This is a genomic window from Erwinia sp. PPS120 (assembly GCF_047918655.1).
Lineage (GTDB): Bacteria > Pseudomonadota > Gammaproteobacteria > Enterobacterales > Enterobacteriaceae > Erwinia > Erwinia tasmaniensis_A.
The window spans coordinates 70,377-95,708 of sequence record NZ_JBLREF010000040.1; the positions used below are offsets into that span (position 1 = coordinate 70,377).

Sequence of the window (25,332 nt, forward strand, 5' to 3'; positions counted from 1 at the left end):
AATGGCGCAATTCTACTCTGCAAAACGCCGCGTGACGACCCGCCAGATCGTGACGGCGACGGTATATGAGCTGGATGGGGCAGGACAGGGCGTAGCCAGGCACAAGGGCAAGGCGCTTTTTATCAATGGCGCGCTGCCGGGTGAACAGGTCGAGGTTGAGATCGTTGAAGAAAAACGCGCCTGGGCCAGGGGGAACGCAAAACGTCTTCTCTCTACCAGCCCGGAGCGGGTGACGCCTGCCTGTCCGTATTTCAGCCAGTGTGGCGGCTGTTCACAGCAGCATGCCTCGCCAGAACTGCAACAGCGCAGCAAAGCACAGTCATTAGCAAGAATGCTGGGGCAGGCGACCGGGCAGCCCGTCGAGGTGACGCACATCATTGCTGGCGAAGCGTATGGCTATCGCCGCCGCGCCCGACTGGGCCTCTCGTGGCATCGGCGCAGTCAGACGTTGCAGATGGGATTTCGTCGCGCCTCTTCAGATGAACTGGTTAATATCACCCAGTGCCCTGTTTTGAAGCCCGAACTTGATGCATTAATCAAACCTCTGCATCAGGTACTGAGCGGACTGCAGGCGAGCGACCGGCTGGGCCACGTGGAACTGATTCAGGCGGATAATGGCACGCAGCTGGTTTTACGTCATCTTGATCCCCTGAGCGATGAAGACCGTCGCAAACTGGAACGCTTTTCGCATAATCATCAGATTGCATTATACCTGGCCCCGGACAGTGATACGCTTGAGCAGGTCAGCGGTGAGATGCCTTATTACCGGCTCGACGATCTGACGCTGACGTTTAGCCCACGCGGCTTCATTCAGGTCAACGCAGCGTTGAACCAGCAGATGGTGCACCAGGCGCTGGCATGGCTGGAGCTGCGCCCTCAGGATCGCGTACTGGACCTGTTCTGTGGCATGGGAAATTTTTCGCTTCCCATGGGTAATTATGCAGAAAGTGTTATCGGTGTGGAGGGGGTGACAGCTTTAGTGGAGAAGGGGGCGTATAATGCCGCACTCAATAATCTGAGCCGCGTCTCCTTTTATCAGCATAATCTGGAAGAGGACGTAGCGCAGCAGCCGTGGGCTGCACAAGGGTTTAACAAGGTATTACTGGATCCGGCACGGGCTGGCGCGGCAGGTGTAATGAATCACATTATTAAACTTGCGCCAGAACGGGTAGTTTATGTTTCCTGTAATCCGACTACACTTGCCCGGGATTGTCAGATTCTTCTGACTGCGGGCTACCAATTGGAACGGGTTACACTGCTTGATATGTTTCCACATACCGGGCACGTAGAGTCCATGGTGCTGTTTAGCCGAAAATAGATCCCCGCCAGGGGGGACGCCAGGAGAGGTTATGGTTGCGGTAAGAAGTGCACATTTGAATACGGCTGGCGAGTTTGCGCTCGACCAATGGATCACCAGTTTGGGGATCTCTAACCAGCAGTCATGTGAACGACTGGCCGACACCTGGCGCTACTGTGACGAGGCGACCCGCAATCATCCGGATGCCTCGCTGCTGCTGTGGCGCGGCGTGGAAATGGTCGAAATCCTCTCGATGCTGAGTATGGATAACGAAAGTCTTCGCGCGGCGCTGCTGTTCCCGCTGGCCGATGCTAACGTTGTTTCCGAAGCGGTGCTGGAAGAGGCGTTCGGTAAGGCCATTGTCTCGCTGGTGCACGGCGTGCGTGATATGGACGCCATCCGCCAGCTTAAGGCCACGCACAATGACTCCATGGCCTCTGAACAGGTGGATAACGTCCGGCGCATGCTGCTGGCGATGGTGGAAGATTTCCGCTGTGTGGTGATCAAACTGGCCGAGCGAATCGCCCACCTGCGGGAAGTCAAAGACGCACCGGAAGATGAGCGTGTGCTGGCGGCGAAAGAGTGTACAAATATCTATGCGCCGCTGGCAAACCGTCTGGGGATTGGTCAGCTGAAGTGGGAGCTGGAAGATTTCTGCTTCCGCTATCTTCATCCGGACGAATACAAACACATCGCAAAACTGCTGCACGAAAGACGCATCGATCGCGAAGACTATATTGATACCTTCGTCGGATCCCTGCGTGCGGAAATCGTGAAGGAGGGCGTGAAAGCCGAGGTTTATGGCCGCCCGAAGCATATTTACAGCATCTGGCGCAAAATGCAGAAAAAGGCGCTGACCTTTGATGAGTTGTTTGACGTGCGGGCAGTGCGCATTGTTGCCGAACGTCTTCAGGACTGCTACGGCGCGCTGGGCATTGTTCACACGCTCTATCGCCACCTGCCCAGCGAGTTTGATGATTACGTGGCTAATCCCAAGCCCAACGGTTATCAGTCTATTCATACCGTGGTGCTGGGACCGCAGGGCAAAACGGTTGAAATCCAGATCCGTACCCGGCAGATGCATGAAGACGCTGAACTTGGCGTAGCCGCTCACTGGAAGTATAAAGAGGGCGGCACCAGCGGCGGCAGCGCGCGCGGGGCCTCCGGTCACGAAGAGCGTATTGCGTGGCTGCGCAAGCTGATCGCCTGGCAGGAGGAGATGGCCGACACCGGAGAGATGCTCGATGAGGTGCGCAGTCAGGTTTTTGACGACCGGGTGTATGTGTTTACGCCTAAAGGCGACGTAGTCGACCTGCCTGCGGGTTCGACGCCGCTCGACTTTGCCTACCACATCCACAGCGACATCGGCCACCGCTGCATCGGGGCGAAAATTGGTGGGCGCATCGTGCCGTTCACCTATCAGCTACAAATGGGCGATCAGATTGACATTATTACCCAGAAGCAGCCCAATCCAAGCCGGGACTGGCTTAACCCGAATCTGGGCTACGTCACCACCAGCCGCGGTCGCTCCAAAATCCACGCGTGGTTCCGCAAGCAGGATCGCGATAAGAACATCATTGCCGGTCGTCAAATCCTCGACAGCGAACTGGATCAGCTGGATATCAGCATTAAAGAGGCTGAGAAGCTGCTGCTGCCGCGCTATAACGTCAACTCTCTGGATGAGCTGCTGGCATCGATTGGCGGCGGTGATATTCGCCTCAATCAGATGGTCAACTTCCTGCAATCGAAGCTGAATAAGCCGAGTGCAGAGGAGGAAGATCGCGAAGCGCTTCGCCAGCTCACCCAGAAATCTGCCGCGCCACGTAGCAAGGAGAGCGGACGCGTGGTGGTTGAGGGCGTCGGCAACCTGATGCACCACATTGCTCGCTGCTGCCAGCCGATCCCCGGCGATGATATTGTCGGCTTTATTACCCAGGGGCGCGGTATTTCAATCCACCGCGCCGACTGTGACCAGCTGACGGAGCTGATGTCGCACGCACCCGAGCGCATCGTGGATGCCGTCTGGGGCGAAAGCTACTCAAGCGGCTATTCGCTGGTGGTGCGGGTGACGGCTAACGATCGCAGTGGGCTGCTGCGTGATATCACCACCATTCTGGCGAATGAGAAGGTCAACGTGCTTGGCGTCTCCAGCCGTAGCGATACCAAAAAACAGCTGGCGACCATCGATATGGACATTGAAATCTACAATCATCAGGTGCTGGGCCGCGTACTGGCGCGGCTAAACCAGGTGCCGGACATTATCGACGCCCGACGGCTGCATTAACCCCTTTTTGCCTGGCGCGATAAGTGGCCAGGCTGCTCTTGTCCTGGAGAACTGGAAAACTGATGAACGCTCTCGATCGCCTGCTGGGCATCATGAAAACCCTCCGCGATCCGCAGCACGGCTGCCCGTGGGATCGCGAACAGACCTGGGCCTCCATTGCCCCCTACACCCTTGAAGAGACCTGGGAAGTGCTGGACGCAATCAGCCGTGAGGATTTTGACGATCTTCAGGGCGAACTGGGTGATTTACTGTTCCAGATTGTGTTTTACGCCCAGATGGCGAATGAAGAGGGGCGCTTTAACTTCGACGACATCTGCAACACCATCAGCGACAAGCTGGAGCGTCGTCATCCGCACATCTTCGGCGATGTGAAAGTCAGCGACAGCAAAGAGGTGCTGGCGAACTGGGAGCAGATTAAAACCAGTGAGCGGGCAGAGAAGGCCCGGCACTCCGCGCTCGATGATATTCCCCGCGCCATGCCCGCCCTGATGCGCGCGCACAAGATCCAGAAGCGCTGTAGCAACGTCGGTTTCGACTGGCATACGCTGGGCCCGGTGGTGGACAAGGTGTATGAAGAGATCGACGAAGTGATGTTTGAGGCCAGGCAGGCGGTGGTCGACCCGCAAAAGCTGGAAGAGGAGATCGGCGATCTGCTGTTTGCGACGGTGAACCTTTCCCGTCATCTGGGCAGCAAAGCGGAAACGACCCTGCAAAAGGCAAACGATAAGTTTGAACGCCGCTTCCGTCAGGTTGAGCAGATTATCGCCGGGCAGGGAATGCAGATGACTGAGGCGACGCTTGAGCAGATGGAGTCGGCCTGGCAGCAGGTGAAGTTGCAGGAGAAGGGCTCTGCCGATCCTGTTGCAAAGTAAGGGGAAATCACTGGCTGACTCGATTCAACAAAATGTGATTCAGGTCAACTCCGACGCCAACGTATTCAGGTACGATTCTGCGGTCAGTGCGATGGAAAGCGCATAACCAAAAACGATTAATTGTGGGGCGGAGGGGATTCCCGTATACTGTTTTCCCGTCCTGGTTATTCCATCGTCTTTAAACCTACTTTCTCAGGTTCAGCATGACAACGAACTATATTTTTGTGACCGGCGGGGTCGTATCCTCTCTGGGTAAAGGCATTGCCGCCGCTTCCCTGGCCGCTATTCTTGAAGCACGTGGCCTCAACGTCACCATCATGAAGCTGGACCCGTACATCAACGTGGATCCAGGTACCATGAGTCCTACTCAGCACGGTGAAGTCTACGTCACCGATGATGGTGCGGAAACCGATCTGGATCTCGGCCATTACGAGCGTTTTATTCGCACTAAAATGAGCCGCCGGAACAACTTCACCACCGGCCGTATCTACTCGGAAGTCCTGCGCAAAGAGCGCCGTGGAGACTATCTGGGGGCGACCATTCAGGTGATCCCACATATTACCAACGCCATTAAAGAACGCATTCTTGAAGGCGGTGAAGGTCACGACGTGGTGCTGGTGGAAATCGGCGGAACCGTTGGTGATATCGAATCGCTGCCGTTTCTTGAAGCCATTCGCCAGATGGCCGTTGACGTGGGCCGCGAGCACACCATGTACATGCACCTGACGCTGGTGCCCTACATGGCGGCGGCAGGTGAAGTCAAAACCAAACCTACTCAGCATTCAGTTAAAGAGCTGCTCTCAATCGGCATCCAGCCTGACGTGCTGATCTGCCGTTCAGATCGCGCCGTCCCGGCTAACGAACGTGCAAAAATTGCGCTGTTCTGTAACGTGCCGGAAAAAGCGGTCATCTCACTGAAAGACGTTGATTCCATTTATAAGATTCCTGGTATGTTAAAATCCCAGGGGCTGGACGATTATATCTGCAAGCGCTTTAACCTGAACGCGCCGGAAGCCAATCTGTCCGAGTGGGAACAGGTTATCTACCAGGAAGCGAATCCGGGCGGCGAAGTGACCATCGGTATGATTGGCAAATATGTCGAACTGCCGGATGCCTATAAGTCGGTGATCGAGGCGCTGAAGCACGGCGGCCTGAAAAACCGCGTGACGGTTAACATCCGACTGATTGACTCACAGGATGTGGAAACGCGCGGTGTGGAATTGCTGAAAGATTTAGATGCGATTCTGATCCCGGGTGGCTTCGGCTATCGCGGCGTGGAAGGCAAGCTGATGACCGCGCGCTATGCCCGTGAGCACAACGTTCCCTACCTTGGCATCTGTTTAGGTATGCAGGTCGCGCTGATGGAGTTCGCCCGTAACGTGGCGGGAATGGAAGACGCAAACTCAACGGAATTTGTGCCAGACTGTAAATATCCGGTGGTGGCGCTGATCACCGAATGGCGCGATGAAAAAGGCAACGTTGAGCAGCGTACTGAGCAGAGCGATTTAGGTGGCACCATGCGCCTGGGTAGCCAGCAGTGTCAGTTGGATCCGAACAGCCTGGTCCATGAACTGTACGGTTCAGATACCATCGTTGAACGTCATCGCCATCGCTATGAAGTCAACAATATGCTGTTGAAGCAGATTGAGGCGGCCGGTTTACGCGTTGCAGGTCGCTCCGGCGATGACCAGCTGGTAGAGATTATTGAAATCCCTAATCATCCGTGGTTTGTTGCGTGTCAGTTCCATCCGGAATTCACCTCCACTCCTCGTGACGGGCACCCGCTGTTTGCTGGCTTTGTTAAGGCCGCCAGCGAGTACCAAAAGCGTTTGGCAAAATAAGTGTTTTCATAGCGGCGTACTCTCGCCACCCGTCAGACATCCCTCTGCGCCAGTGCGCAGGGGATGAGACCTCAGAAGCCTTTATTTTTGGGCGTCTGGGGGAACAGAGGCAGCCAGCGTTGCTGCGGGAATAACGGGTGTCGTGCGCTGTTTGTCTGAGTTTAAGATAACTTGTACTAAGGAAAATCTAATGTCCAAAATCGTTAAAGTCATCGGTCGTGAAATCATCGACTCGCGCGGAAACCCTACCGTTGAAGCTGAAGTACACCTTGAAGGCGGCTTCGTAGGCATGGCTGCGGCACCGTCAGGCGCTTCCACCGGCTCTCGCGAAGCGCTTGAACTGCGTGATGGCGACAAATCTCGCTTCCTCGGCAAAGGCGTCACCAAAGCCGTTGCAGCAGTAAATGGCCCTATCGCTGATGCGGTAACCGGCAAAGATGCTAAAGACCAGGCCAATATCGACAAGATCATGATCGATCTTGACGGTACTGAGAACAAATCCAAATTTGGCGCCAACGCCATCCTGGCCGTTTCCCTGGCCGCTGCAAAAGCTGCCGCTGCTGCTAAAGGCATGCCGCTGTACGAGCACATTGCCGAGCTGAACGGCACGCCGGGTAAATATTCAATGCCACTGCCAATGATGAACATCATCAACGGCGGCGAACATGCCGACAACAACGTCGACATCCAGGAATTTATGATCCAGCCGGTTGGCGCGAAAAACCTGAAAGAAGCCGTACGTATGGGTTCTGAAGTTTTCCACAACCTGGCAAAAGTGCTGAAGTCTAAAGGCATGAGCACTGCGGTAGGTGACGAAGGTGGCTATGCGCCAAACCTGGGTTCTAACGCCGAAGCGCTGTCAGTTATCGCTGAAGCGGTAAAAGCAGCGGGCTACGAGCTGGGTAAAGATATCACCCTGGCGATGGACTGCGCGGCCTCTGAGTTCTACAAAGATGGCAAATACGTGCTGGCTGGCGAAGGCAACAAAGCCTTCACCTCCGAAGAGTTTACGCATTTCCTGGAAGATCTGACCAAACAGTATCCTATCGTCTCCATCGAAGATGGCCTGGACGAGTCTGACTGGAACGGCTTCGCTTACCAGACTAAAGTACTGGGCGACAAAATCCAGCTGGTGGGTGACGATCTGTTCGTGACCAACACCAAAATCCTGAAGGAAGGTATCGATAAAGGTATCGCTAACTCCATTCTGATCAAATTCAACCAGATCGGTTCGCTGACCGAAACGCTGGCAGCGATCAAAATGGCGAAAGATGCAGGCTATACCGCGGTGATCTCTCACCGTTCAGGCGAAACGGAAGATGCGACCATCGCAGACCTGGCAGTGGGTACGGCAGCAGGCCAGATCAAAACCGGTTCTATGAGCCGTTCTGACCGCGTGGCGAAATACAACCAGCTGATCCGTATTGAAGAAGCGCTGGGCAGCCGTGCGCCATTCAACGGCCTGAAAGAAGTTAAAGGCCAGTAATCTCCGTAGCCCGTTTACGTGAGCTGCGACGGAGCGCGTCAGTCGTTCCCCGTTCGCGACAACAAAGCCAGGCCACGGGGCCTGGCTTTTTTATTGGCATGACTGCTACCGCATCCAGCTGCCCTGATGGCCGTGCTGTGGCTGGCATCTTCCCCTTGGTAAAAGCGCCTCTTCCCTCACTGAATCATGACTTACTCGCAGCATCCTGAGCCTTAGCGCAGAGCAGGGTTTGCAGCAGCGTGACCAGCTCCTGCTGCTGTGGCGTATCGAGGCGGGCAAGAAAAGCAGCATCCACGGCGGCGGCAACCGGCCGTGCCTCCTGAAGCACGGTATCCCCTTTGGGCGTCAGGGTAATCAGCCGACGACGCTTATCCGTTTCCCCCGATGTGCGTACCACTAAACCTTTTTTTTCCATCCTCACCAGCAGCTCGGCCAGCGTAGCTTTCGTCATCAGTGCATCATCCATCAAATCCATCTGCTCAATGCCCGGTTTCTCCGCCACCGCACAGAGTACGGAATACTGCTGTTTAGTGAGATCGGGTAAAGACCTTTGCCACAGCGCGGTGTGCTCCTGGAGCAGCTGGCGCATCAGGTGAAAGGGGATATTGCTGAGTTTATGGATCATTGTAGAGTCCCGAGGCCCGCATCTGAGAGCGAAAGAATACTCCATTCCGTTAAGCATCACGAAAATTTCGCCTGTAGCTCAGTACGCTGAAATATTCGCATACGAACTTTATCGCCGCCTGATGTTGTCGGCGAGGCAAATCAGTATTAGGCTGAATTTATATGGTTCGTGTACGAACATATTCTGAGGGCGGGTATCGACTCAAGATCATTTGATGACTGATACCGATCAACTTAACTTTAACAGGGTGAAGGCTGAAAGATTGCGGTAGCCGTCAGCTGGATGTCAGCATCGGAGCAACGGTTCCTGCAAACGGAATGTATTCATAAGGTTAACCATGGCATTTGATGATTTACGCAGTTTTCTTCGTGCGCTGGATGAGCAGGGGCAGCTGCTCCATATTGATGAGGAAGTCAACGCCGAGCCGGATATCGCCGCCGCGGCCAATGCCACGGGTCGCATTGGCGAAGGGGCGCCCGCCCTCTCTTTCACCCGGATTAAGGGTTTTAATCATGCCCATGTGGTCATGAATACGCTCGGTTCGTGGCAAAACCATGCTATTTCACTCGGCCTGCCGCCCAATACGCCGGTAAAGCAGCAGGTGGATGAGTTTATTCGCCGCTGGGATAACTTCCCGGTTACGCCCGAGCGGCGGGATAACCCCGGCTGGGCCGAAAATACCCGGGATGGCGACGACATCAACCTGTTCGATATCCTGCCGCTGTTCCGGCTTAACGACGGTGATGGCGGCTTCTATCTGGATAAAGCCTGCGTGGTCTCTCGCGACCCACTGGATCCGGCGCATTTTGGCAAGCAGAACGTCGGGATCTACCGTATGGAGGTAAAAGGCAAGCGCAAGCTTGGCCTGCAGCCGGTACCGATGCATGACATTGCTCTGCACCTGCATAAAGCGGAAGAGCGGGGCGAGGATCTGCCGATTGCCATTACGCTCGGAAACGATCCGATTATTACCCTGATGGGGGCGACGCCGCTCAAATACGATCAGTCGGAATATGAGATGGCCGGTGCGCTGCGCGAAAGTCCCTATCCTGTTGCCACGGCCCCCCTTACCGGTTTTGACGTGCCCTGGGGGTCAGAAGTGATCCTCGAAGGGGTGATAGAAGGGCGTAAACGCGAAATTGAAGGGCCCTTTGGAGAGTTCACCGGGCACTACTCCGGCGGCCGCAACATGACGGTAGTGCGCATTGATAAGGTGTCTTACCGTACTAAGCCGATTTTTGAGTCGCTGTATCTCGGCATGCCCTGGACGGAAATTGATTATCTGATTGGCCCGGCTACCTGTGTGCCACTCTATCAGCAGCTTAAAGCAGAGTTCCCTGAGGTGCAGGCGGTCAATGCAATGTATACCCATGGACTGCTGGCGATTATCTCAACCAAAAAGCGCTACGGCGGTTTTGCGCGCGCGGTTGGCCTGCGGGCGATGACCACACCTCACGGTCTGGGTTACGTGAAAATGGTGATTATGGTCGATGAGGATGTCGATCCCTTCGATCTTCCACAGGTGATGTGGGCGCTCTCTTCGAAGGTGAACCCGGCTGGCGATTTGGTTCAGCTGCCTAATATGTCGGTGCTGGAACTGGATCCCGGCTCGAGCCCGGCGGGTATCACCGACAAACTGATCATTGATGCCACCACGCCGGTGGCGCCAGACACTCGTGGGCACTACAGCCAGCCGGTGAAAGATCTCCCCGAAACCGCGCATTGGGTTGAGAAACTGACCGCTATGTTAGCCAGTCGCAAATAAACAAGGAGCCGCAAATGATCTGTCCACGCTGTGCCGATAAGCGCATTGAAACGATGGCGACGTCGCCGGTTAAAGGCGTCTGGACCCTTTACCAGTGCCAGCTCTGCCTGTATACCTGGCGCGATACGGAGCCTGCCCGCCGCACGCAGCGCGAGCATTATCCCGAAGCCTTTCGCATGACGCAGAAAGACATTGACAGCGCGCCGGAGGTGCCAACCATTCCACCGCTACTGACCCGTCTCTTAGAGAAGTAAATTACCAGGACATTATAGGGGGAATCAATAAGGAGGATGTGCATGCCTTTAAATTAAAAGGCTAACTGGAACCATTTCGTTTCACCCGCCACTGACTATTCAACTCAATTGGAGAGAATGGATATGGAACTGAGTCGTATATTAAATGGCGGGCGTGCCGGAATGCTGGATAACAATAATCAGCCACTGGTTCAGCATAACGTGGATACTCATGGACCACCCTACATCGCCGAAACATTATTCCCCGAAATCAACGGGGAACCCATTTATTCCCTTCATAATCAGGGGACTACAGGGATGACTGCTTTTTTAAGCCGTTCACCCGCTGAAGTGGAAAATATGTGTGGGCTTGCTGTCAATCTGGTTGGTCGTTCGTTTCCCCCCGGATTTAACCGGGTGGATTTTGATTTTTATCCTCGAGAGAACAGCTCTACGGCGCGCGGCTTTACAGAGTCAGAGGGTGACAGAACAAAAATATCGATTGGGCTGGTTAATGCGGACCCAGGTGACTGGAAAGATGATTTTGAAATGCACGGAATGATTGTATTTACCGCCTTTCATGAGCTATTTCTGCATGCACTGCCAGACCTGCGGGCCGCCAGCCATGGCGTGGATACAACCAGTGAACAGGACGATCATGATATTATTTTATTCCCGCCTCATGAGGGGAACCTGTTTTATCAGGCTGTCAAGTCAGTTCTTCCGGGGATCCCCTCCCATATTAAACAGTATTTTCTTGACTCTTACCTTGATGACATTGAACAGGAGGTGCAGAGAGCTGAAAACGCACCCGAAATTGAGGCGCTTGAGCAATGGTGTGATGTGATAAAAGAGAATATTAATCGTCCGGACAACCCATTCTGGAATGCCAGCTGATTTGTCGTTAGAGAAGGGTATCCGCCTGAGAAAACGAAACGCACTATAATCTAACCCGTTATTGGCAAGATGGCGGGTCAGAATCGTTTAATGACAGGCGCCTTCTTACAGGCCTCTTACCGAATTTTCTGTTTTGAACCGTAGGCACTCTCGCGCCATATGCCACGTTCTATCAACATTTTTACCTGCCTGTCCAGCACCCTGCGTCGGTACGCCTCATGGTTTCCCGGTTGCGTATCCTGGTAGAGATTCTTCGGATAGATCGGCTGCTCGTAAATCAATTGGGCCAGCTCACTGCGTACGTCCTTAAGCCAGTTGGTCACCTGCGCATGCGTACGGTGATAGCGCAACGCTTCAATATCCACCACGCCGGTGACATAGGTCGATCCGCTGGCGTCACCCTGTTTGCCCACAATGCGTCCTTTGTAATCTACGATCATGGACCGCCCGCCGCCGGCATCGATCGGAACGGTATTTTTCTCAGTCATGTAGATGCTACCGATGTTGGGAGCCAGTACATAAAAATTGTTTTCCAGCGCCCGTGCCCGGTTCGATATTTCAAAAACATCGTTAGCAGTAAACGGCGAGGGCAATGAGGCCCGGTAAACGACTTCTGCACCGTTAAATGCCAGACCACGTCCGTTCTCAGGGAAATTGCCTTCCATTGCCATCATAATTCCAAGGCGACCGATGGCCGTGTCGGCTACCGGCCAGATCGACTGCAAACTCCGCCCATACTTAGCGAGCCATGAATCAAAAATATCGTGGGGAGAGACCGATCGCTCGCACGGAAGTAGCGCAGAAACCTTATGGTGACGAAGCACGATTTCGCCATCAGGAGCGATAACAAAGCCCACGTTAAAGAATAGCCCCGGCCAGTCGGGATTCAGCGCTTTCGCCTGCCCCATCACGTACACCCCATGCGCTTTGGCCAGTTTTGACAAGCGTTCAGTTTCTGGTCCTGGAATGCGGATTGCACAAGTTTGCGCAAACTCTTGCGGATCCACATCAAATGCTTCATCGCCGAAGCCCTGAAGCGCTCCCTCCGGAAGAACCAGCAACTTTACCGGAATATCAAGTGAGGATAGCCAGAGTGCGCCTGCGGCAAGTTCTTCAATATGATCAAGGTTACGACGGATGTCCTGACGGTAGCTGATGCCATGCACGGTGGGAACCAGCCCCACCACGCCGTAAGGTTCAATCATGCTTAACTCCCGTAAATTTTTTGTTTATTTATGCACATATCCACAACGTAATCAGATGATTATTATCGTTAACGCTCTTTTCTTTTTTCTGCCTCCGTTAAACGCTTCAGTATTTTTGTCTGCCAGATAGTCATTAACCTGTTCCCCGGCTTTTTCATCCCCCGGAGTATAAGTTCAGTATAAAAATGGGCTCTCTGCTGGGCTCAGAATGCGTAAAAAAACGGAGCGGCTTATAGCTGAAGTAAACGCCGTCATTCCCCTGAGTGGCGTGTTCAGGTGAAAGGTTCGTTTTTCATGCCACGTTTAATTCGACGTGGCGATGAATATCGTAAAAGATGGCGTAATCCAGTAATAAATGAGCTGATTAAGGCTAAGGTTTATCTGAAAAAAGAGCGCTTCAGGTTAGTAACTTTTTATTTTATATCTATTTATCAATGAGTTGATCAGTTCTCCTCCACCTACAGAATGCTCCTATTTATTGTTAACAAAGGCGAAATATCAGGTAATTTTATGTAATTTCCCGGTAACTAAATGTAATCAGGACCAGGCTAAAATGAAATACCGGGCAGATGTGGATGGATTACGCGCGCTGGCTGTACTACCAGTCATTGCATACCATATGGGAATAGGGGGGATCCCCGGCGGTTTTACCGGAGTGGATATTTTCTTTGTGATATCCGGCTACCTCATCTGCGGCATTATTTACCAGGGTGGCGTAACCCATACTTTTTCTTACCTTGAATTCTATAAGCGACGCTGCTTACGTATCCTGCCGCCGCTGTTTGTTGTGCTGCTCTCCACTCTGCTGTTTGGCTATTACCATCTGCTGCCCGCGCAGTTTAGCGATCTCAGCAACAGCTCTCTTGCCACGCTGCTCTTCTCTTCAAATATTTTCTTCTGGAAAACCACCGGCTACTTTGCGGGTCCGGCGGAGCTGAAGCCGCTGCTGCATACCTGGTCGCTGGCGGTCGAGGAACAGTTCTACATTGTGATGCCGGTCGTGCTGCTGTTTGTGGTGCGGCGCTTTCGCCAGCATGCCTCGCGAGTCATGCTGCTGCTTATTGCCGCCTCGCTGCTGCTGAGCATCTGTGTCGTCACGCGCAAGCCCACCTTCACCTTCTATTTGCTGCCGACGCGCGCATGGGAGCTGGCACTGGGCGGGCTGATTGCCGTGGCCGGGCTGGAAGCGAAGCTGGCAAAGCTCTCGCAGGGGGTTAAGCACCTGATGAGTCTTACCGGGCTGGGACTGATCATGATTGGTTTTCTCTGGCTGACGACGGAGAAACCCTTTCCAGCATGGAATGCGCTGTGGCCCTGCGTCGGCAGTTTTTTGATTATCCTGGCGGGTGAGCGGGCGATAGTCTCCCGGCTGCTTTCGCTTAAGCCGGTGGTCTATATCGGGATGATTTCATACTGCCTCTACCTGTGGCACTGGCCAATCATCGTTTACAGCCGCATGTTCTTTAACCTTGCCCCGGGCATACGCGAACTGACGATTGTCGGGCTTACCCTGGGCCTGGCCGTCGCGTCACGCTACCTGATAGAAATCCCCTTCCGCTATCGGCTGGCGGGGTTCTCATCCAGAAAAATCGTCACCGCGTCGGTGGTGGGTCTGGTGCTGATGGCTTCCGGCTCGCTGTATAAAGGGCATCTCAGTAATAATGCCGGGCAATTCTCCAGCGAGGCGCTGATGCTGGCGCAGTACTCGCAGTATAAAGAGATGCCGGATTTTGACTATCAGTACCGTCCTGGCCGCTGCTTTGTTGATGGCAAAAGTGAAGAGGATAAACCTTTCGATCGTGACTACTGCCTGAAAACCTCGGCGACGGCGAAAAACTACGTCATCATCGGCGACAGCCACGCGGCGCACCTGTGGCGTGCGCTCAGCCTGGCCGCGGGGGAGGGGATAAACCTTATCCAGGCGACGTCGGCAGGCTGTAAACCGCTCTACAGGCAGAGCCTGCATAATCCCTGTACCGAACTGGTGGACTATCTCTACGGTAACTGGATCCCTGCACATCACATTGACGGCGTGATCGTTTCCGCCCGCTGGCTACCGCAGGATATCGCCCCGCTGAAGGCGACGCTGGCACAGCTGAAAAGCGTATCGGACAACATTATCGTGCTGGGGCCGACCATCGAATACACCGAGGCGCTGCCGGACCTGCTGGCTTACCAGACCGATGGCCGCAAAGATCTGGTAGCGGCCTCCATCGACCACAGTATCAAAACCACCGACGTGGCAATGCGGCAGGCAGTGGCGACGGAGAACGTCCCCTATATTTCGATCTACGCCATTATCTGTCCGCACGATGTCTGCCGTGGGCTCGCCTCTGATGGGCATCCGCTCTCTAACGACTACGGCCATCTGACGCTCAGCGGCGCTAAAGACGTGGCAAAAGAGGCCGTACAGGTCATGCGTCAGGACAAATTTATACCTTAGCCCTTAAGCTCAACCTTAAGATTTTTAGAACTGCTGCCGAGCGTGCTCTCATTGTCAGAAGGGATGACATACCCCTTATCTGCGGCCACGTGTTGACGATAATAATTCACTACTGCCGGATCCTGCTGCTCGGCGGTAGTGGACTTTTTCAGCCCGTACACGTTACCTTCCGCATCTTTCGCCTTAATACCGTCCGGCGCGCCGGACACCAGATCGTCGAGCGTGCCTGAAACCCGTCCGTCACCTTTCGCCGGGCCAATCGTCATTGCAGCATTGTTGCCCTCAATATAGCTAACGTCATAGTAGGTCTGGCCGCTGCCACCATCGAACTTCACTTCACCCAGCGTGACGTTTGCGCCATCACCTGCGGTGCTGCGGAAATTCCCTGACCAGTTAGCATCGAATTTCTGCGTCTTCGTCTCACCGGGCTGCAGGATCAGATCCTCAGGTTTCGCGCTGCCGTCGGCGTTAGGGGTAAATGAGAGCGTCATAGGCTTATCCCCCTTATTCTCAAACGTCATGCTATTCTGACGGGGATCGATATCAGCATCACTGCTGACTGCCGCCGCGCCGGAGGAAGATTCCGCTGCGTTAACCGCAGGCGCGTTGCTGTCTGCCGATGCCTCTGTTTTCGTCTCAGTCTCTGCTGCATGCGCCTTATTAACCTGCTGGACCAGCGAAGTTAATAATGAGCCTGCGGACTGCATCTGGCTGTTAATACGCTGAATAAAATGATCCCATGCAGAAGAGAGTCCGCCGTTACCCGCTGCACTCTCCTGCGTTTGTGGTGAAAGGCCGGGCAGGTTACTGCTGGCCGGAGAGCCAAAAAGAATGCTCTTTGCCCCCCCGCTATCCGGCACACCTGGCACCAGATTGGCCAGGGGCGTTTTTTGAGTATTCAACGTACTGTCACTGAAATCCGGAGAGGGTCGATTGAGTAAGCGTTCAGCAGCAATATTCATCGGTATGCCTTCTAAAGGGGGGAGTCGATCTGAGTGGAAGACCAGGCCCCCGGGTTCCAGCACAAAGCGATTTGGTTAAAATGCGCCGATCTGCCATAATCTGCGCCCTTAAATTCACAGCTGGTCGAGAAAGTCATGCAGTACCCGATAAATGAAATGTTCCAGACGTTGCAGGGCGAAGGTTTTTACACCGGCGTTCCGGCAATTTTTATCCGCCTGCAGGGATGCCCGGTGGGCTGCAGCTGGTGTGATACGAAACACACCTGGGATAAGCTGGCCGATCGGGAGACCTCGCTGGGCGACATCCTGCTGAAAACCATCGAAACCGATGCCTGGGGCGCCGCAGATGCCGCGATGCTGCTGGCGGTAATCAGCAGGCGCGGCTGGACCGCAAAGCATGTGGTGATCACCGGCGGTGAGCCATGTATTCATGACCTGACGCCACTGACCCTGGCGTTACAGGCGCACGGATTTAGCTGCCAGATTGAAACCAGCGGTACGCACGAGGTGCAATGCAGTCGCGAAACCTGGGTAACGGTGTCGCCCAAGGTGAATATGCGCGGCGGCTATGATGTGTTGAATCAGGCACTGGCGCGCGCGGATGAGGTTAAGCATCCGGTGGCTCGCCAGCGGGATATCGACGCGCTCGACGCGCTGCTGGCTACGCTGCGTGATGAAAAACCACGTATTATAGCGCTACAGCCGATAAGCCAGAAAGAGGACGCGACCCGCCTGTGTATCGAAACCTGTATCGCCAGAAACTGGCGCTTATCGATGCAGACCCACAAATATCTGAATATCGCCTGATAGCCATCGGCAGGCCGGAGGCGGCCTGCGCGGTGATTTAGCCTTTATACACGCAGCCTGCGGTACAGGTTTCCTTGATCGTGACCGCACTGAGCAGCGGCAGCGTCGGCTTCATTCTGTCCCAAATCCACTTAGCCAGCACTTCGCTGGTGGGATTCTCCAGGCCGGGGATCTCGTTAAGGTAATAGTGATCCAGCTGGTTATAGAGGGGCTTGAAGGCCGCTTTCAGTTCGGAAAAGTCCATGATCCATCCGGTATGCGCATCCACTTCGCCGGTTATTTCGAGTCGTACCAAAAAGGAGTGCCCGTGCAGGCGGCCGCATTTGTGTCCGGCCGGAACGTTAGGCAGATGGTGAGCAGCCTCGAACATAAAATCTTTAAACAGCGTGGTAGCCATAGACAGTCTCATTCTTTAATCACTGAAAAAACCGGCGAAGTCTAACGGAAAAAGCCTTTTTCCGCACTTCTTTCCCCATCTATTCCTGTTTAAAAGCGGGTCTGTTTCATGCGTGTTAAATAAATGCATGAATAGTAAAAAATTAATTAACCTCTTTTGTAGCTAGATGTTATACAAAAAACCGCTTAGTCATTTTGGCTATTTAATATTACCAACCCTTATTTAAGGGTTATTATGCGAATCGTTACCCTGTTCCGAACACGCTGTCTTTTTACGGCCCGGCCCCGATACTGGAATCTTCAACGCAATGACGACTCAGGCACCCCCAGGTTCACTGCTTCCCCTTCATCCGGAACAGCTCGCCCGTTTACAAGCGGCCACCGGCGATTTCTCAACCACCCAGCTCGCCTGGCTTTCAGGCTACTTCTGGGGAATGGTAAATCAGACGCCCGGCGCAACGATAAGTGCGCCGACACCGACAGAAGCGCCCGCGATTACGCTGCTTTCCGCCTCGCAGACCGGTAATGCCCGTCGCCTGGCCGAGCAGCTGCGCGACGATCTCCTGGCGGCCAGCCTGAACGTTAATCTGGTTAACGCCGGTGACTACAAATTCAAGCAAATCGCGCAGGAAAAACTGCTGATCGTGGTGACCTCCACGCAGGGCGAGGGCGATCCGCCGGAAGAAGCCGTGGCGCTGCACAAGTTTTTGATGTCCAAAAAAGCGCCCAGGCTCGACCAAACGGCCTTCGCCGTTTTTGGGCTGGGTGATACCTCCTATGAATTCTTTAGCAAAGCCGGCAAGGATTTTGATGGCAGACTGGCAGAAATGGGCGGCGAGCGCCTGCTCGAGCGCGTTGACGCCGATGTAGAGTATGCCGCTGACGCAGAGAAGTGGCGCGGGCAGATTGTCGGAATTCTGAAAGCGCGGGTACCGGCAGAGTCGCCGTCACAGGCTGCTGCTACGGCAACGGGTTCGGTTAATGAAGTTTTCAGCAGCCCCTACAGCAAAGAGGAGCCGCTGACCGCCAGCTTTGCGCTGAATCAGAAGATTACTGGCCGCGATTCGGATAAAGACGTGCGGCATATCGAAATTGAGCTGGGTGATTCCGGTTTGCGCTATCAGCCTGGCGATGCGCTGGGTGTATGGTATGAAAACGACCCGGCGCTGGTCGCCGAGCTGCTGGCGCTGCTCTGGCTGAAGGGGGATGAGCAGGTTGAGATAAACGGCCAGTCTCTGGCGCTCAGCGATGCGCTGCAAAAGCATCTGGAGCTAACGGTTAATACACCGCAGATCGTGGCGGAGTACGGCAGGCTCTCACGCGATGAGGCCTTACTGACGCTGATTAATGAAAAACAGGCGCTACAGCACTATGCTCAGTCGACCCCGATAGTGGATATGGTCCGTCAGGCGCCGGTCGAGCTGAACGCCGAACAGCTTATCTCGCTGCTGCGTCCGCTGACGCCGCGCCTGTACTCCATTGCCTCTTCGCAGGCCGAGAGTGAAAGTGAAGTGCATATCACCGTTGGCGTAGTGCGCTACGATATAGAGGGGCGTACCCGCACAGGCGGCGCCTCCGGTTTCCTGGCAGAGCGCCTGGAAGAGGATGCCGAAGTCCGGGTGTTTATCGAGCATAACGATAACTTCCGCCTGCCGGTCAATCCGGAAGCACCGGTGATTATGATCGGCCCCGGCACCGGGATTGCACCGTTTCGCGCCTTTATGCAGCAGCGCGATAATGATGGCGCTACCGGTAAGAACTGGCTGTTCTTTGGCAATCCACACTTTACCGAAGATTTTCTCTATCAGGTTGAGTGGCAGCGCTATGTCAAAGATGGGCTGCTAACCCATATCGACCTGGCCTGGTCACGCGATCAGCAACATAAGGTCTATGTGCAGGACAAAATACGCACCAAAGGGGCCGAAGTGTGGCGCTGGATCGAGCAGGGCGCGCATATTTATGTGTGCGGCGATGCCAACAGAATGGCGAAGGATGTGGAGCAGGCACTGCTGGACGTGGTGGCTGAGCATGGCGGTATGGATGTGGATGCCGCCGACGAATTTTTAAGTGAGCTGCGCATAGCGCGCCGCTATCAGCGAGACGTTTACTAATGAGCAATGACAAACATCCCGGGCCGCTGGTGGTTGAAGGCAAACTGGCTGACGCCGAGCGCCTGAAAAAAGAGAGTAACTATCTGCGCGGCACCATCGCCGATGACCTCAACAACGGCCTGACCGGCGGTTTTACCGGCGATAACTTCCTGCTGATCCGTTTTCACGGCATGTACCAGCAGGATGACCGCGATATCCGCGCTGAACGCGCCGGACAAAAACTGGAACCACGCCATGCCATGATGCTGCGCTGCCGGTTACCGGGTGGCATTATCACGCCAACTCAGTGGCTGGCTATCGACAAATTCGCCCGGGACAACACTATCTATGGCAGCATCCGCCTGACCAACCGGCAGACCTTCCAGTTTCATGGCATCCTGAAAGGCAACGTGAAGCCCGCGCACCAGATGCTGCATGAGGTGGGGCTGGATTCGCTGGCAACGGCCAACGATGTCAACCGCAACGTGCTGTGCAGCTCCAATCCGGTGGAGTCGGAGCTGCATCAGGAAGCTTATGAGTGGGCGAAAAAGCTCTCTGAGCACCTGCTGCCGCAGACCCGTGCTTATGCGGAGATCTGGCTGGATCGGGAGAAGGTTGCCACCACCGATAAAGAACCGATTCTCGGTGAAACCTACCTGCCGCGTAAGTTCAAAACGACCGTGGTGGTGCCGCCGCATAATGACGTTGACCTGCACGCCAATGATATGAACTTTATCGCCATTGCGGAAAACGGCAGGCTGACTGGCTTTAACCTGCTGGTGGGCGGCGGGCTGTCCATCGACCACGGCAATAAAGCGACCTGGGCGCGCACGGCGAGCGAATTCGGCTTCCTGCCGCTGGATAAAACGCTGGCGGTAGCGGAAGCGGTGGTAACTACCCAGCGTGACTGGGGTAATCGTACCGATCGTAAAAATGCCAAAACCAAGTACACCCTGGAGCGGGTGGGCGTGGACGTCTTTAAGGCGGAAGTGGAACGCCGTGCTGGCATCACCTTTGAGCCGGTGCGCCCCTATACGTTTACCACGCGGGGCGATCGCTTCGGCTGGGTAAAAGGCATTGATAACAAATGGCATCTGACGCTGTTTATCGAGAATGGCCGCCTGCTCGACTACCCTGGCCGCACGCTGAAAACCGGCGTGGCGGAGATTGCAAAAGTCCATAAGGGCGACTTCCGCCTGACCGCCAACCAGAACCTGATTGTGGCAGGGGTAGCGGAGGCGGATAAGCCGGCTATCGAAGCGCTGGCGCGGAAACATGCGCTGATGGAAAGCGTAACGGCGCAGCGTGAAAACTCGATGGCCTGCGTTTCCTTCCCGACCTGCCCGCTGGCGATGGCCGAGGCGGAACGCTTTCTGCCCGAGTTTGTTACCCGCGTGGAGGATATCATGACGCGGCACGGCGTGGGCGATGAGCATATCGTGCTGCGCGTAACCGGCTGTCCGAACGGCTGTGGTCGTGCCCTGCTGGCCGAAGTGGGGCTGGTGGGCAAGGCGCCGGGACGCTACAACCTTCATCTGGGGGGCAACCGCATTGGTACGCGTATTCCGCGTATGTACCGGGAAAACATCAATGAAGATGAAATTCTGTCTACGCTTGAACAGTTGATAGGCCGCTGGTCGAAAGAGCGTGAGGCGGAGGAAGGCTTCGGTGACTTTACTCTGCGCGCGGGCGTCGTGAAGCCGGTTCTCGACCCGGCACGTGATTTTTGGGAATAATGACGGAGGCGCGACATGTCTGTACTCGATCTCTCTGCACTGAATGATCTGCCGAAAGTTGAGCGCGTAATGGCGCTGGCCGAGGCGAATACCCAGCTTGAGGCGCTCTCCGCTCAGGAACGCGTGCAGTGGGCGCTGGAAAATCTGCCTGGCGAAGCGGTGCTCTCCTCAAGCTTTGGTATTCAGGCGGCGGTCAGCCTGCACCTGGTCAATCAGGCGAAGCCGGGCATCCCGGTGATACTTACCGACACCGGCTATCTGTTCCCGGAGACTTATCGCTTTATTGACGAGCTGACGGAGAAGCTGGATCTCAACCTTCAGGTGTTTCGCGCCAGGCAGAGTGCCGCCTGGCAGGAGGCACGCTACGGCAAACTCTGGGAGCAGGGCGTGGAAGGGATAGAGCGCTACAATCAAATCAATAAAGTCGAACCGATGAGCCGTGCGCTGGAAACGCTGAACGGACAGACCTGGTTTGCCGGCCTGCGCCGCGATCAGTCCAGCAGTCGGGCAAATCTGCCAGTGCTGGCTATTCAGCGCGGCGTGTTTAAGGTGTTACCGATTATCGACTGGGATAATCGCCAGGTTCATCAATATCTGAAAGCCCATGGCCTCGGTTACCATCCGCTGTGGGATGAGGGTTATCTCTCGGTAGGGGATACGCATACCACGCGTAAATGGGAGCCGGGAATGGCGGAAGAAGAGACGCGTTTCTTTGGCCTGAAGCGTGAGTGCGGGCTGCACGAATAAGCTGTCAGCTTATCCACCGGGTCAGAGCGCCCGGTGGATATAATGCTCATTATTTCAACTTATTCGACAAATCGTTATAAATATCATCAGCCATAATTTCATGTATAACGGTGCCGGGATGGATGTGATCCCAAAAGACAACGCGGCTGTTAGCTTTACAGGCGGGCGAGATGTTATAATGTAAAGTATAGTTAGCTGCCGCATTATTTTTCAGATCCAGACAGCTATCCCGAGTATTACTGATATTATATTTTTTCGGATTGGTCAAAATGTCACTGAACGGCGTGTTGATATCAATCAGAAGAATTTCTGCCTTGCCTGCATAAGTGATATTCAGATCGGAAACCATTTGCGCCAGCTGCCGGTTATACTCTTTCGTCTTCTGATCGACGATCCACGCAATCTGATGCGCAGCGGGCGCTTTAGAAATATCGGGAAGATTTATTACGGCTACCTGCTTAGCACCATTAATTATCAGATTCTGTACCCCCAGGTAGATATCATTAACCACATACGTGGGGTCTTTATCGGCATTGATGAAATCATTACCACCAAACAGCACGGTAAACAGCGTTTTTGTAACATCATAACTGCCTGCTGCTTTAAAATATGTCAGGAATGAAGCAATTTGTTCACTGAACCCAGGCGTGAACGGAATGACCGATCCGGCATCGGAGGTTGCTCCACCTACCGCCCAGCTGTACGAGGTAATATTCATTCTTTTAGCCAGATATTCGTGCCATACCAAACCGTTGGTAAAGTGTCCGTTGAACCAGGTGGTCCTGTTGGGGGCAATGAAATTTGTTGCCGTATACATGTTATTCACATCAGACAGACTATCGCCAAAAATGACCATCCTTTCAATTTTTTTGTTCACATCCTTCGCCTGCGTTGAGCTCCAGATAGTATGGTTGAAAGACAAAAAGTTATTAGCCGCATAGGGCAAAATTAGCTGAGTGTTGAGACGCTTTTTTTTTAACGTAGCTTTGCAAATGTTCTGTAATTTATCCTGGTCATTATCGGTGTAAAACATGTTTGCCCAGGCAAGTAATCCCCCGTTTTTCCAATAGCCCTGAAGCTTATACCAGCTGTTATCCTCATTAACGGCCCATTCGTAGCTGCTGTGGGTGTCGGTATTATCAGCTGATTCTTTATAAATGCATCTCAGGTAGGTGGTGGTCGATTTATCCACTTCGCGCTGGTCTTTCGAAGTATTTATATCCAGAGGCGATGGGCCCACCTTGCGGTCATTATTAATTCTTTCGGTTAAAGAGTAATTGAGGGCCTCCTCCGCGTGGCTGGCCGGGAGTAATAAACACGCAGACAGATAAAGTAACAGTAAGGTATTTTTCATTTTATCCCTTTTGTATTAATATAGGTCGAGGTTGTCATTAATGCTGAATAAAAGGCATGATTACAGTATAAGTCGGGATGTTTCTTAGCGAAGGAGGGAGTTATTGCTTTTTTTGATGGTAAGAAAAATAAAAGAGCCGCAGTGAACATTTACTCTGCGGCTGGTGGGTTATCCTGGTTCTGCTCTGTTTGTTAAAAATAACTTCTATTATTTAGCCTTCAGCACGGAAGTTTTACTCCGCACTTTCCAGGATTATATATTCTTGAGAATATTGAAATCGGCGGCAGTACGGGTAATATTCACTTTGATCACGCTATAGTCGGCCACTGCAACAAAGGGGTCCTCGGCAAGGATTGTATCCAGCTGCTTAGCGTCAATATCTTTAACCAGAATAACGCCGCCGGTCCGGGGCTCTTTGCGTCCAGCGGTGATAAATATCCCCTTATCAAAGTAGTTATCCAGCCAGCTAATATGGGCGTCGAGTAGCGCTTCAATATCCGCCATCGGGCGGGTGTAAGTGAGATTGACAATAAACATAGTTGCTCCGTTGAGAGTATCAGGATTTTCAGGGTAACCTGCCGGACAGCAGACAGGAGGAAACCGTCATCATGCGACTCGCAGCAGGTAACGGCCAGCAGGCTGTTGTCGGGCTGGATAAATCTGCTAAAAAAATGCGCCGGGCAGCCTGGCGGGTGGGCAACGTGCGCCCGCTGAAACTCCCTGAATATCATCCGCTAAGCACATTTTATGCGAAGCTTTGCCGCCACCTTATTCCATTCAGTAACTACTCATTCCAATTAGTAATTTCATTCACCTTAAGCCGGGGCCGTATAGTCGCACTAACTCTCTGTGATTAACAACAAGGCCGACGTGGATTATCTCCCAATATTTGCTGACATCCGAAACAAACCGGTGCTGGTAGTGGGCGGCGGCGACGTTGCCGCACGCAAGATTGTTCTGCTGCGCCGGGCGGGCGCCCGGGTGCTGATTGCGGCGCTGGCGCTGTGCGAAGAACTGGCTCAGCTGGCCAACAGCGGCGACGTTGAATGGCTGGCCGGGACCTATCACAGTACACAGCTGGACGGCGTCTTTCTGGTTATCGCGGCGACCGACGACGCCCGGCTGAACGCGCAGGTATTTGAAGATGCCAGCGCCCGCCACCTGCTGGCAAACGTGGTTGACGATCAGCCTAAATGCTCCTTTATCTTCCCCTCTATTGTCGATCGCTCTCCCCTGGTGGTGGCTATCTCCTCCAGCGGCACTGCGCCGGTTCTGGCACGACTGCTGCGTGAAAAGCTTGAAGCGCTGCTGCCCGCTAACCTTGGGCAGATGGCAGAAATTGCCGGCCAGTGGCGGGACAAGGTCAAACAGCGCTTTACCAAAATGTCTGAGCGGCGGCGCTACTGGGAAACGGCCTTTAATGGTCTGTTTGCCAGCCAGGTCGCCTCCGGGAACGTAGAGGGCGCAAGAGAGACGCTTGACCAGCAGCTGGCACACCCTGAGGCGAATCAGGGCGAAATCATTCTGGTGGGAGCGGGACCGGGCGATCCAGGGCTGCTCACGCTGCGCGGGCTACAGGTGATGCAGCAGGCCGATGTGGTGCTGTACGACCACCTGGTTAGCGACGAGATTCTGGACCTGGTGCGCCGCGATGCAGATCGCATCTGTGTAGGCAAACGCGCCAGCGCGCATTCGGTGCCGCAGGAAGAGACCAACCGCCTGCTGGTAGAACTTGCCAGAAAGGGCAGGCGCGTGGTGCGGCTTAAGGGCGGCGACCCCTTTATTTTTGGACGCGGCGGCGAAGAGCTACAGGCGGCGGTCGAGGCAGGGATCCCTTTCCAGGTGGTGCCTGGTGTGACTGCCGCAGCAGGTGCGACGGCCTACGCTGGTATCCCGCTTACCCACCGCGATCATGCCCAGAGCGTGCTGTTTATTACCGGCCATTGCCGCGCCGACGGTGAAGGCATGGACTGGCCTTCGCTGGCACGCGCCCGTCAGACGCTGGCAATTTATATGGGAACGGTCAAGGCGGCTGAAATCGCTGCACAACTGATCGCCCACGGTCGCGACGCCGCGACGCCGGTTGCGGTCATCGGACGCGGCACGCGTCAGGATCAGCAGGTGCTGACCGGCACGCTGGCACAACTCGAAGAACTCGCGCAGCGCGCGCCAACGCCAGCGCTGCTGGTCATTGGCGAAGTGGTCAATCTGCATCAGCAGCTGGCGTGGTTTCAACATTCAGCGCAGCAGGCCGGACGTGAGTCCGCCGTTGTGAATTTGGCTTGAGGAAAA

General features: G+C 54.3%; 20 protein-coding genes. 14 read left to right on the forward strand and 6 right to left on the reverse strand.

Features of this window, described 5'->3' with window-relative positions; translation table 11 throughout:
• Nucleotide 1 precedes the first annotated feature (1 nt).
• The 5 genes from rlmD to eno all read left to right on the forward strand — a co-directional run bounded on the left by rlmD (nt 2) and on the right by eno (nt 7,780).
• Nucleotides 2–1,318, forward strand: a complete 1,317-nt coding sequence (rlmD, locus tag ACLRGG_RS19005) for a 23S rRNA (uracil(1939)-C(5))-methyltransferase RlmD (RefSeq protein ID WP_416251228.1) — start codon at nt 2–4, stop codon at nt 1,316–1,318.
• A 31-nt stretch (nt 1,319–1,349) separates the two neighbouring features.
• Nucleotides 1,350–3,581 carry a GTP diphosphokinase gene (relA, locus tag ACLRGG_RS19010; RefSeq protein WP_416251229.1) on the forward strand — a complete coding sequence of 744 codons (2,232 nt, stop codon included), beginning with the start codon at nt 1,350–1,352 and terminating at the stop codon, nt 3,579–3,581.
• 62 nt (nt 3,582–3,643) lie between these two features.
• The gene (mazG, locus tag ACLRGG_RS19015; RefSeq protein ID WP_416251230.1) at nt 3,644–4,453 is read left to right on the forward strand and encodes a nucleoside triphosphate pyrophosphohydrolase; all 810 of its coding nucleotides are present in this window, start codon (nt 3,644–3,646) and stop codon (nt 4,451–4,453) included.
• Between the two features lie 203 nt (nt 4,454–4,656).
• Nucleotides 4,657–6,294 (forward strand): glutamine hydrolyzing CTP synthase, encoded by a 1,638-nt coding sequence (gene pyrG, locus ACLRGG_RS19020; protein ID WP_416251231.1) that lies wholly within the window; start codon nt 4,657–4,659, stop codon nt 6,292–6,294.
• Nucleotides 6,295–6,484: 190 nt separating this feature from the next.
• Nucleotides 6,485–7,780, forward strand: coding sequence for a phosphopyruvate hydratase (gene eno / locus ACLRGG_RS19025; RefSeq protein WP_416251232.1), 1,296 nt, complete (start codon nt 6,485–6,487; stop codon nt 7,778–7,780).
• A gap of 184 nt (nt 7,781–7,964) precedes the next feature.
• Here the strand turns inward: eno and ACLRGG_RS19030 are convergent, their stop codons facing one another.
• The gene (locus tag ACLRGG_RS19030; protein ID WP_416251233.1) at nt 7,965–8,405 is read right to left on the reverse strand and encodes a MarR family winged helix-turn-helix transcriptional regulator; all 441 of its coding nucleotides are present in this window, start codon (nt 8,403–8,405) and stop codon (nt 7,965–7,967) included.
• Nucleotides 8,406–8,742: 337 nt separating this feature from the next.
• Between ACLRGG_RS19030 and ACLRGG_RS19035 the strand changes: the two genes are divergently transcribed.
• From ACLRGG_RS19035 to ACLRGG_RS19045, 3 genes are all read left to right on the forward strand, one after another.
• The gene (locus ACLRGG_RS19035; protein ID WP_416251234.1) at nt 8,743–10,170 is read left to right on the forward strand and encodes a non-oxidative hydroxyarylic acid decarboxylases subunit C; all 1,428 of its coding nucleotides are present in this window, start codon (nt 8,743–8,745) and stop codon (nt 10,168–10,170) included.
• 14 nt (nt 10,171–10,184) lie between these two features.
• On the forward strand, nt 10,185–10,424 hold the full coding sequence (locus ACLRGG_RS19040) for a non-oxidative hydroxyarylic acid decarboxylases subunit D (RefSeq protein ID WP_416251235.1): 240 nt from the start codon (nt 10,185–10,187) through the stop codon (nt 10,422–10,424).
• 123 nt (nt 10,425–10,547) lie between these two features.
• On the forward strand, nt 10,548–11,300 hold the full coding sequence (locus ACLRGG_RS19045) for a hypothetical protein (protein WP_416251236.1): 753 nt from the start codon (nt 10,548–10,550) through the stop codon (nt 11,298–11,300).
• Nucleotides 11,301–11,416: 116 nt separating this feature from the next.
• Here ACLRGG_RS19045 and ACLRGG_RS19050 read toward each other — a convergent pair whose 3' ends face one another.
• Complete coding sequence (locus tag ACLRGG_RS19050) at nt 11,417–12,505, reverse strand: nitrilase-related carbon-nitrogen hydrolase (protein WP_416251237.1); 1,089 nt, start codon at nt 12,503–12,505, stop codon at nt 11,417–11,419.
• Between the two features lie 553 nt (nt 12,506–13,058).
• Between ACLRGG_RS19050 and ACLRGG_RS19055 the strand changes: the two genes are divergently transcribed.
• On the forward strand, nt 13,059–14,948 hold the full coding sequence (locus ACLRGG_RS19055; RefSeq protein ID WP_416251238.1) for an acyltransferase family protein: 1,890 nt from the start codon (nt 13,059–13,061) through the stop codon (nt 14,946–14,948).
• Here ACLRGG_RS19055 and ACLRGG_RS19060 read toward each other — a convergent pair.
• Nucleotides 14,945–15,910 (reverse strand): hypothetical protein, encoded by a 966-nt coding sequence (locus ACLRGG_RS19060; RefSeq protein WP_416251239.1) that lies wholly within the window; start codon nt 15,908–15,910, stop codon nt 14,945–14,947. The genes ACLRGG_RS19055 and ACLRGG_RS19060 overlap by 4 nt on opposite strands.
• 135 nt (nt 15,911–16,045) lie before the next feature.
• Here ACLRGG_RS19060 and queE point away from each other — a divergent pair, with 135 nt between their 5' ends.
• Complete coding sequence (queE, locus tag ACLRGG_RS19065) at nt 16,046–16,717, forward strand: 7-carboxy-7-deazaguanine synthase QueE (protein WP_416251240.1); 672 nt, start codon at nt 16,046–16,048, stop codon at nt 16,715–16,717.
• A 37-nt stretch (nt 16,718–16,754) separates the two neighbouring features.
• Here the strand turns inward: queE and queD are convergent, their stop codons facing one another.
• A complete protein-coding gene (gene queD, locus ACLRGG_RS19070) occupies nt 16,755–17,114 on the reverse strand; it encodes a 6-carboxytetrahydropterin synthase QueD (protein ID WP_416251241.1) in 360 nt (119 codons plus the stop codon).
• Between the two features lie 307 nt (nt 17,115–17,421).
• Here queD and cysJ point away from each other — a divergent pair, with 307 nt between their 5' ends.
• From cysJ to ACLRGG_RS19085, 3 genes are read left to right on the forward strand one after another with little or no spacing between them, the layout of a single operon-like run.
• On the forward strand, nt 17,422–19,224 hold the full coding sequence (gene cysJ / locus ACLRGG_RS19075) for an NADPH-dependent assimilatory sulfite reductase flavoprotein subunit (protein ID WP_416251242.1): 1,803 nt from the start codon (nt 17,422–17,424) through the stop codon (nt 19,222–19,224).
• Nucleotides 19,224–20,939, forward strand: a complete 1,716-nt coding sequence (gene cysI, locus ACLRGG_RS19080) for an assimilatory sulfite reductase (NADPH) hemoprotein subunit (RefSeq protein WP_416251243.1) — start codon at nt 19,224–19,226, stop codon at nt 20,937–20,939. The genes cysJ and cysI overlap by 1 nt, the downstream gene beginning before the upstream one ends.
• A gap of 15 nt (nt 20,940–20,954) precedes the next feature.
• Nucleotides 20,955–21,686, forward strand: coding sequence for a phosphoadenosine phosphosulfate reductase (locus tag ACLRGG_RS19085; protein WP_416251244.1), 732 nt, complete (start codon nt 20,955–20,957; stop codon nt 21,684–21,686).
• Between the two features lie 49 nt (nt 21,687–21,735).
• Here ACLRGG_RS19085 and ACLRGG_RS19090 read toward each other — a convergent pair whose 3' ends face one another.
• Both ACLRGG_RS19090 and ACLRGG_RS19095 read right to left on the reverse strand, forming a co-directional pair.
• On the reverse strand, nt 21,736–23,040 hold the full coding sequence (locus tag ACLRGG_RS19090; RefSeq protein ID WP_416251245.1) for an SGNH/GDSL hydrolase family protein: 1,305 nt from the start codon (nt 23,038–23,040) through the stop codon (nt 21,736–21,738).
• A 252-nt stretch (nt 23,041–23,292) separates the two neighbouring features.
• On the reverse strand, nt 23,293–23,577 hold the full coding sequence (locus tag ACLRGG_RS19095; protein WP_416251246.1) for a YciI family protein: 285 nt from the start codon (nt 23,575–23,577) through the stop codon (nt 23,293–23,295).
• 333 nt (nt 23,578–23,910) lie between these two features.
• Here ACLRGG_RS19095 and cysG point away from each other — a divergent pair, with 333 nt between their 5' ends.
• A complete protein-coding gene (gene cysG, locus ACLRGG_RS19100) occupies nt 23,911–25,326 on the forward strand; it encodes a siroheme synthase CysG (RefSeq protein WP_416251257.1) in 1,416 nt (471 codons plus the stop codon).
• Nucleotides 25,327–25,332 lie beyond the last annotated feature (6 nt).

Coding starts and splice junctions, on each gene's coding strand:
- rlmD (WP_416251228.1), top strand. CDS start 2: ATGGCGCAATTCTACTCTGCAAAACGCCGCGTGACGACCCGCCAGATC.
- relA (WP_416251229.1), top strand. CDS start 1,350: ATGGTTGCGGTAAGAAGTGCACATTTGAATACGGCTGGCGAGTTTGCG.
- mazG (WP_416251230.1), top strand. CDS start 3,644: ATGAACGCTCTCGATCGCCTGCTGGGCATCATGAAAACCCTCCGCGAT.
- pyrG (WP_416251231.1), top strand. CDS start 4,657: ATGACAACGAACTATATTTTTGTGACCGGCGGGGTCGTATCCTCTCTG.
- eno (WP_416251232.1), top strand. CDS start 6,485: ATGTCCAAAATCGTTAAAGTCATCGGTCGTGAAATCATCGACTCGCGC.
- ACLRGG_RS19030 (WP_416251233.1), bottom strand. CDS start 8,405: ATGATCCATAAACTCAGCAATATCCCCTTTCACCTGATGCGCCAGCTG.
- ACLRGG_RS19035 (WP_416251234.1), top strand. CDS start 8,743: ATGGCATTTGATGATTTACGCAGTTTTCTTCGTGCGCTGGATGAGCAG.
- ACLRGG_RS19040 (WP_416251235.1), top strand. CDS start 10,185: ATGATCTGTCCACGCTGTGCCGATAAGCGCATTGAAACGATGGCGACG.
- ACLRGG_RS19045 (WP_416251236.1), top strand. CDS start 10,548: ATGGAACTGAGTCGTATATTAAATGGCGGGCGTGCCGGAATGCTGGAT.
- ACLRGG_RS19050 (WP_416251237.1), bottom strand. CDS start 12,505: ATGATTGAACCTTACGGCGTGGTGGGGCTGGTTCCCACCGTGCATGGC.
- ACLRGG_RS19055 (WP_416251238.1), top strand. CDS start 13,059: ATGAAATACCGGGCAGATGTGGATGGATTACGCGCGCTGGCTGTACTA.
- ACLRGG_RS19060 (WP_416251239.1), bottom strand. CDS start 15,910: ATGAATATTGCTGCTGAACGCTTACTCAATCGACCCTCTCCGGATTTC.
- queE (WP_416251240.1), top strand. CDS start 16,046: ATGCAGTACCCGATAAATGAAATGTTCCAGACGTTGCAGGGCGAAGGT.
- queD (WP_416251241.1), bottom strand. CDS start 17,114: ATGGCTACCACGCTGTTTAAAGATTTTATGTTCGAGGCTGCTCACCAT.
- cysJ (WP_416251242.1), top strand. CDS start 17,422: ATGACGACTCAGGCACCCCCAGGTTCACTGCTTCCCCTTCATCCGGAA.
- cysI (WP_416251243.1), top strand. CDS start 19,224: ATGAGCAATGACAAACATCCCGGGCCGCTGGTGGTTGAAGGCAAACTG.
- ACLRGG_RS19085 (WP_416251244.1), top strand. CDS start 20,955: ATGTCTGTACTCGATCTCTCTGCACTGAATGATCTGCCGAAAGTTGAG.
- ACLRGG_RS19090 (WP_416251245.1), bottom strand. CDS start 23,040: ATGAAAAATACCTTACTGTTACTTTATCTGTCTGCGTGTTTATTACTC.
- ACLRGG_RS19095 (WP_416251246.1), bottom strand. CDS start 23,577: ATGTTTATTGTCAATCTCACTTACACCCGCCCGATGGCGGATATTGAA.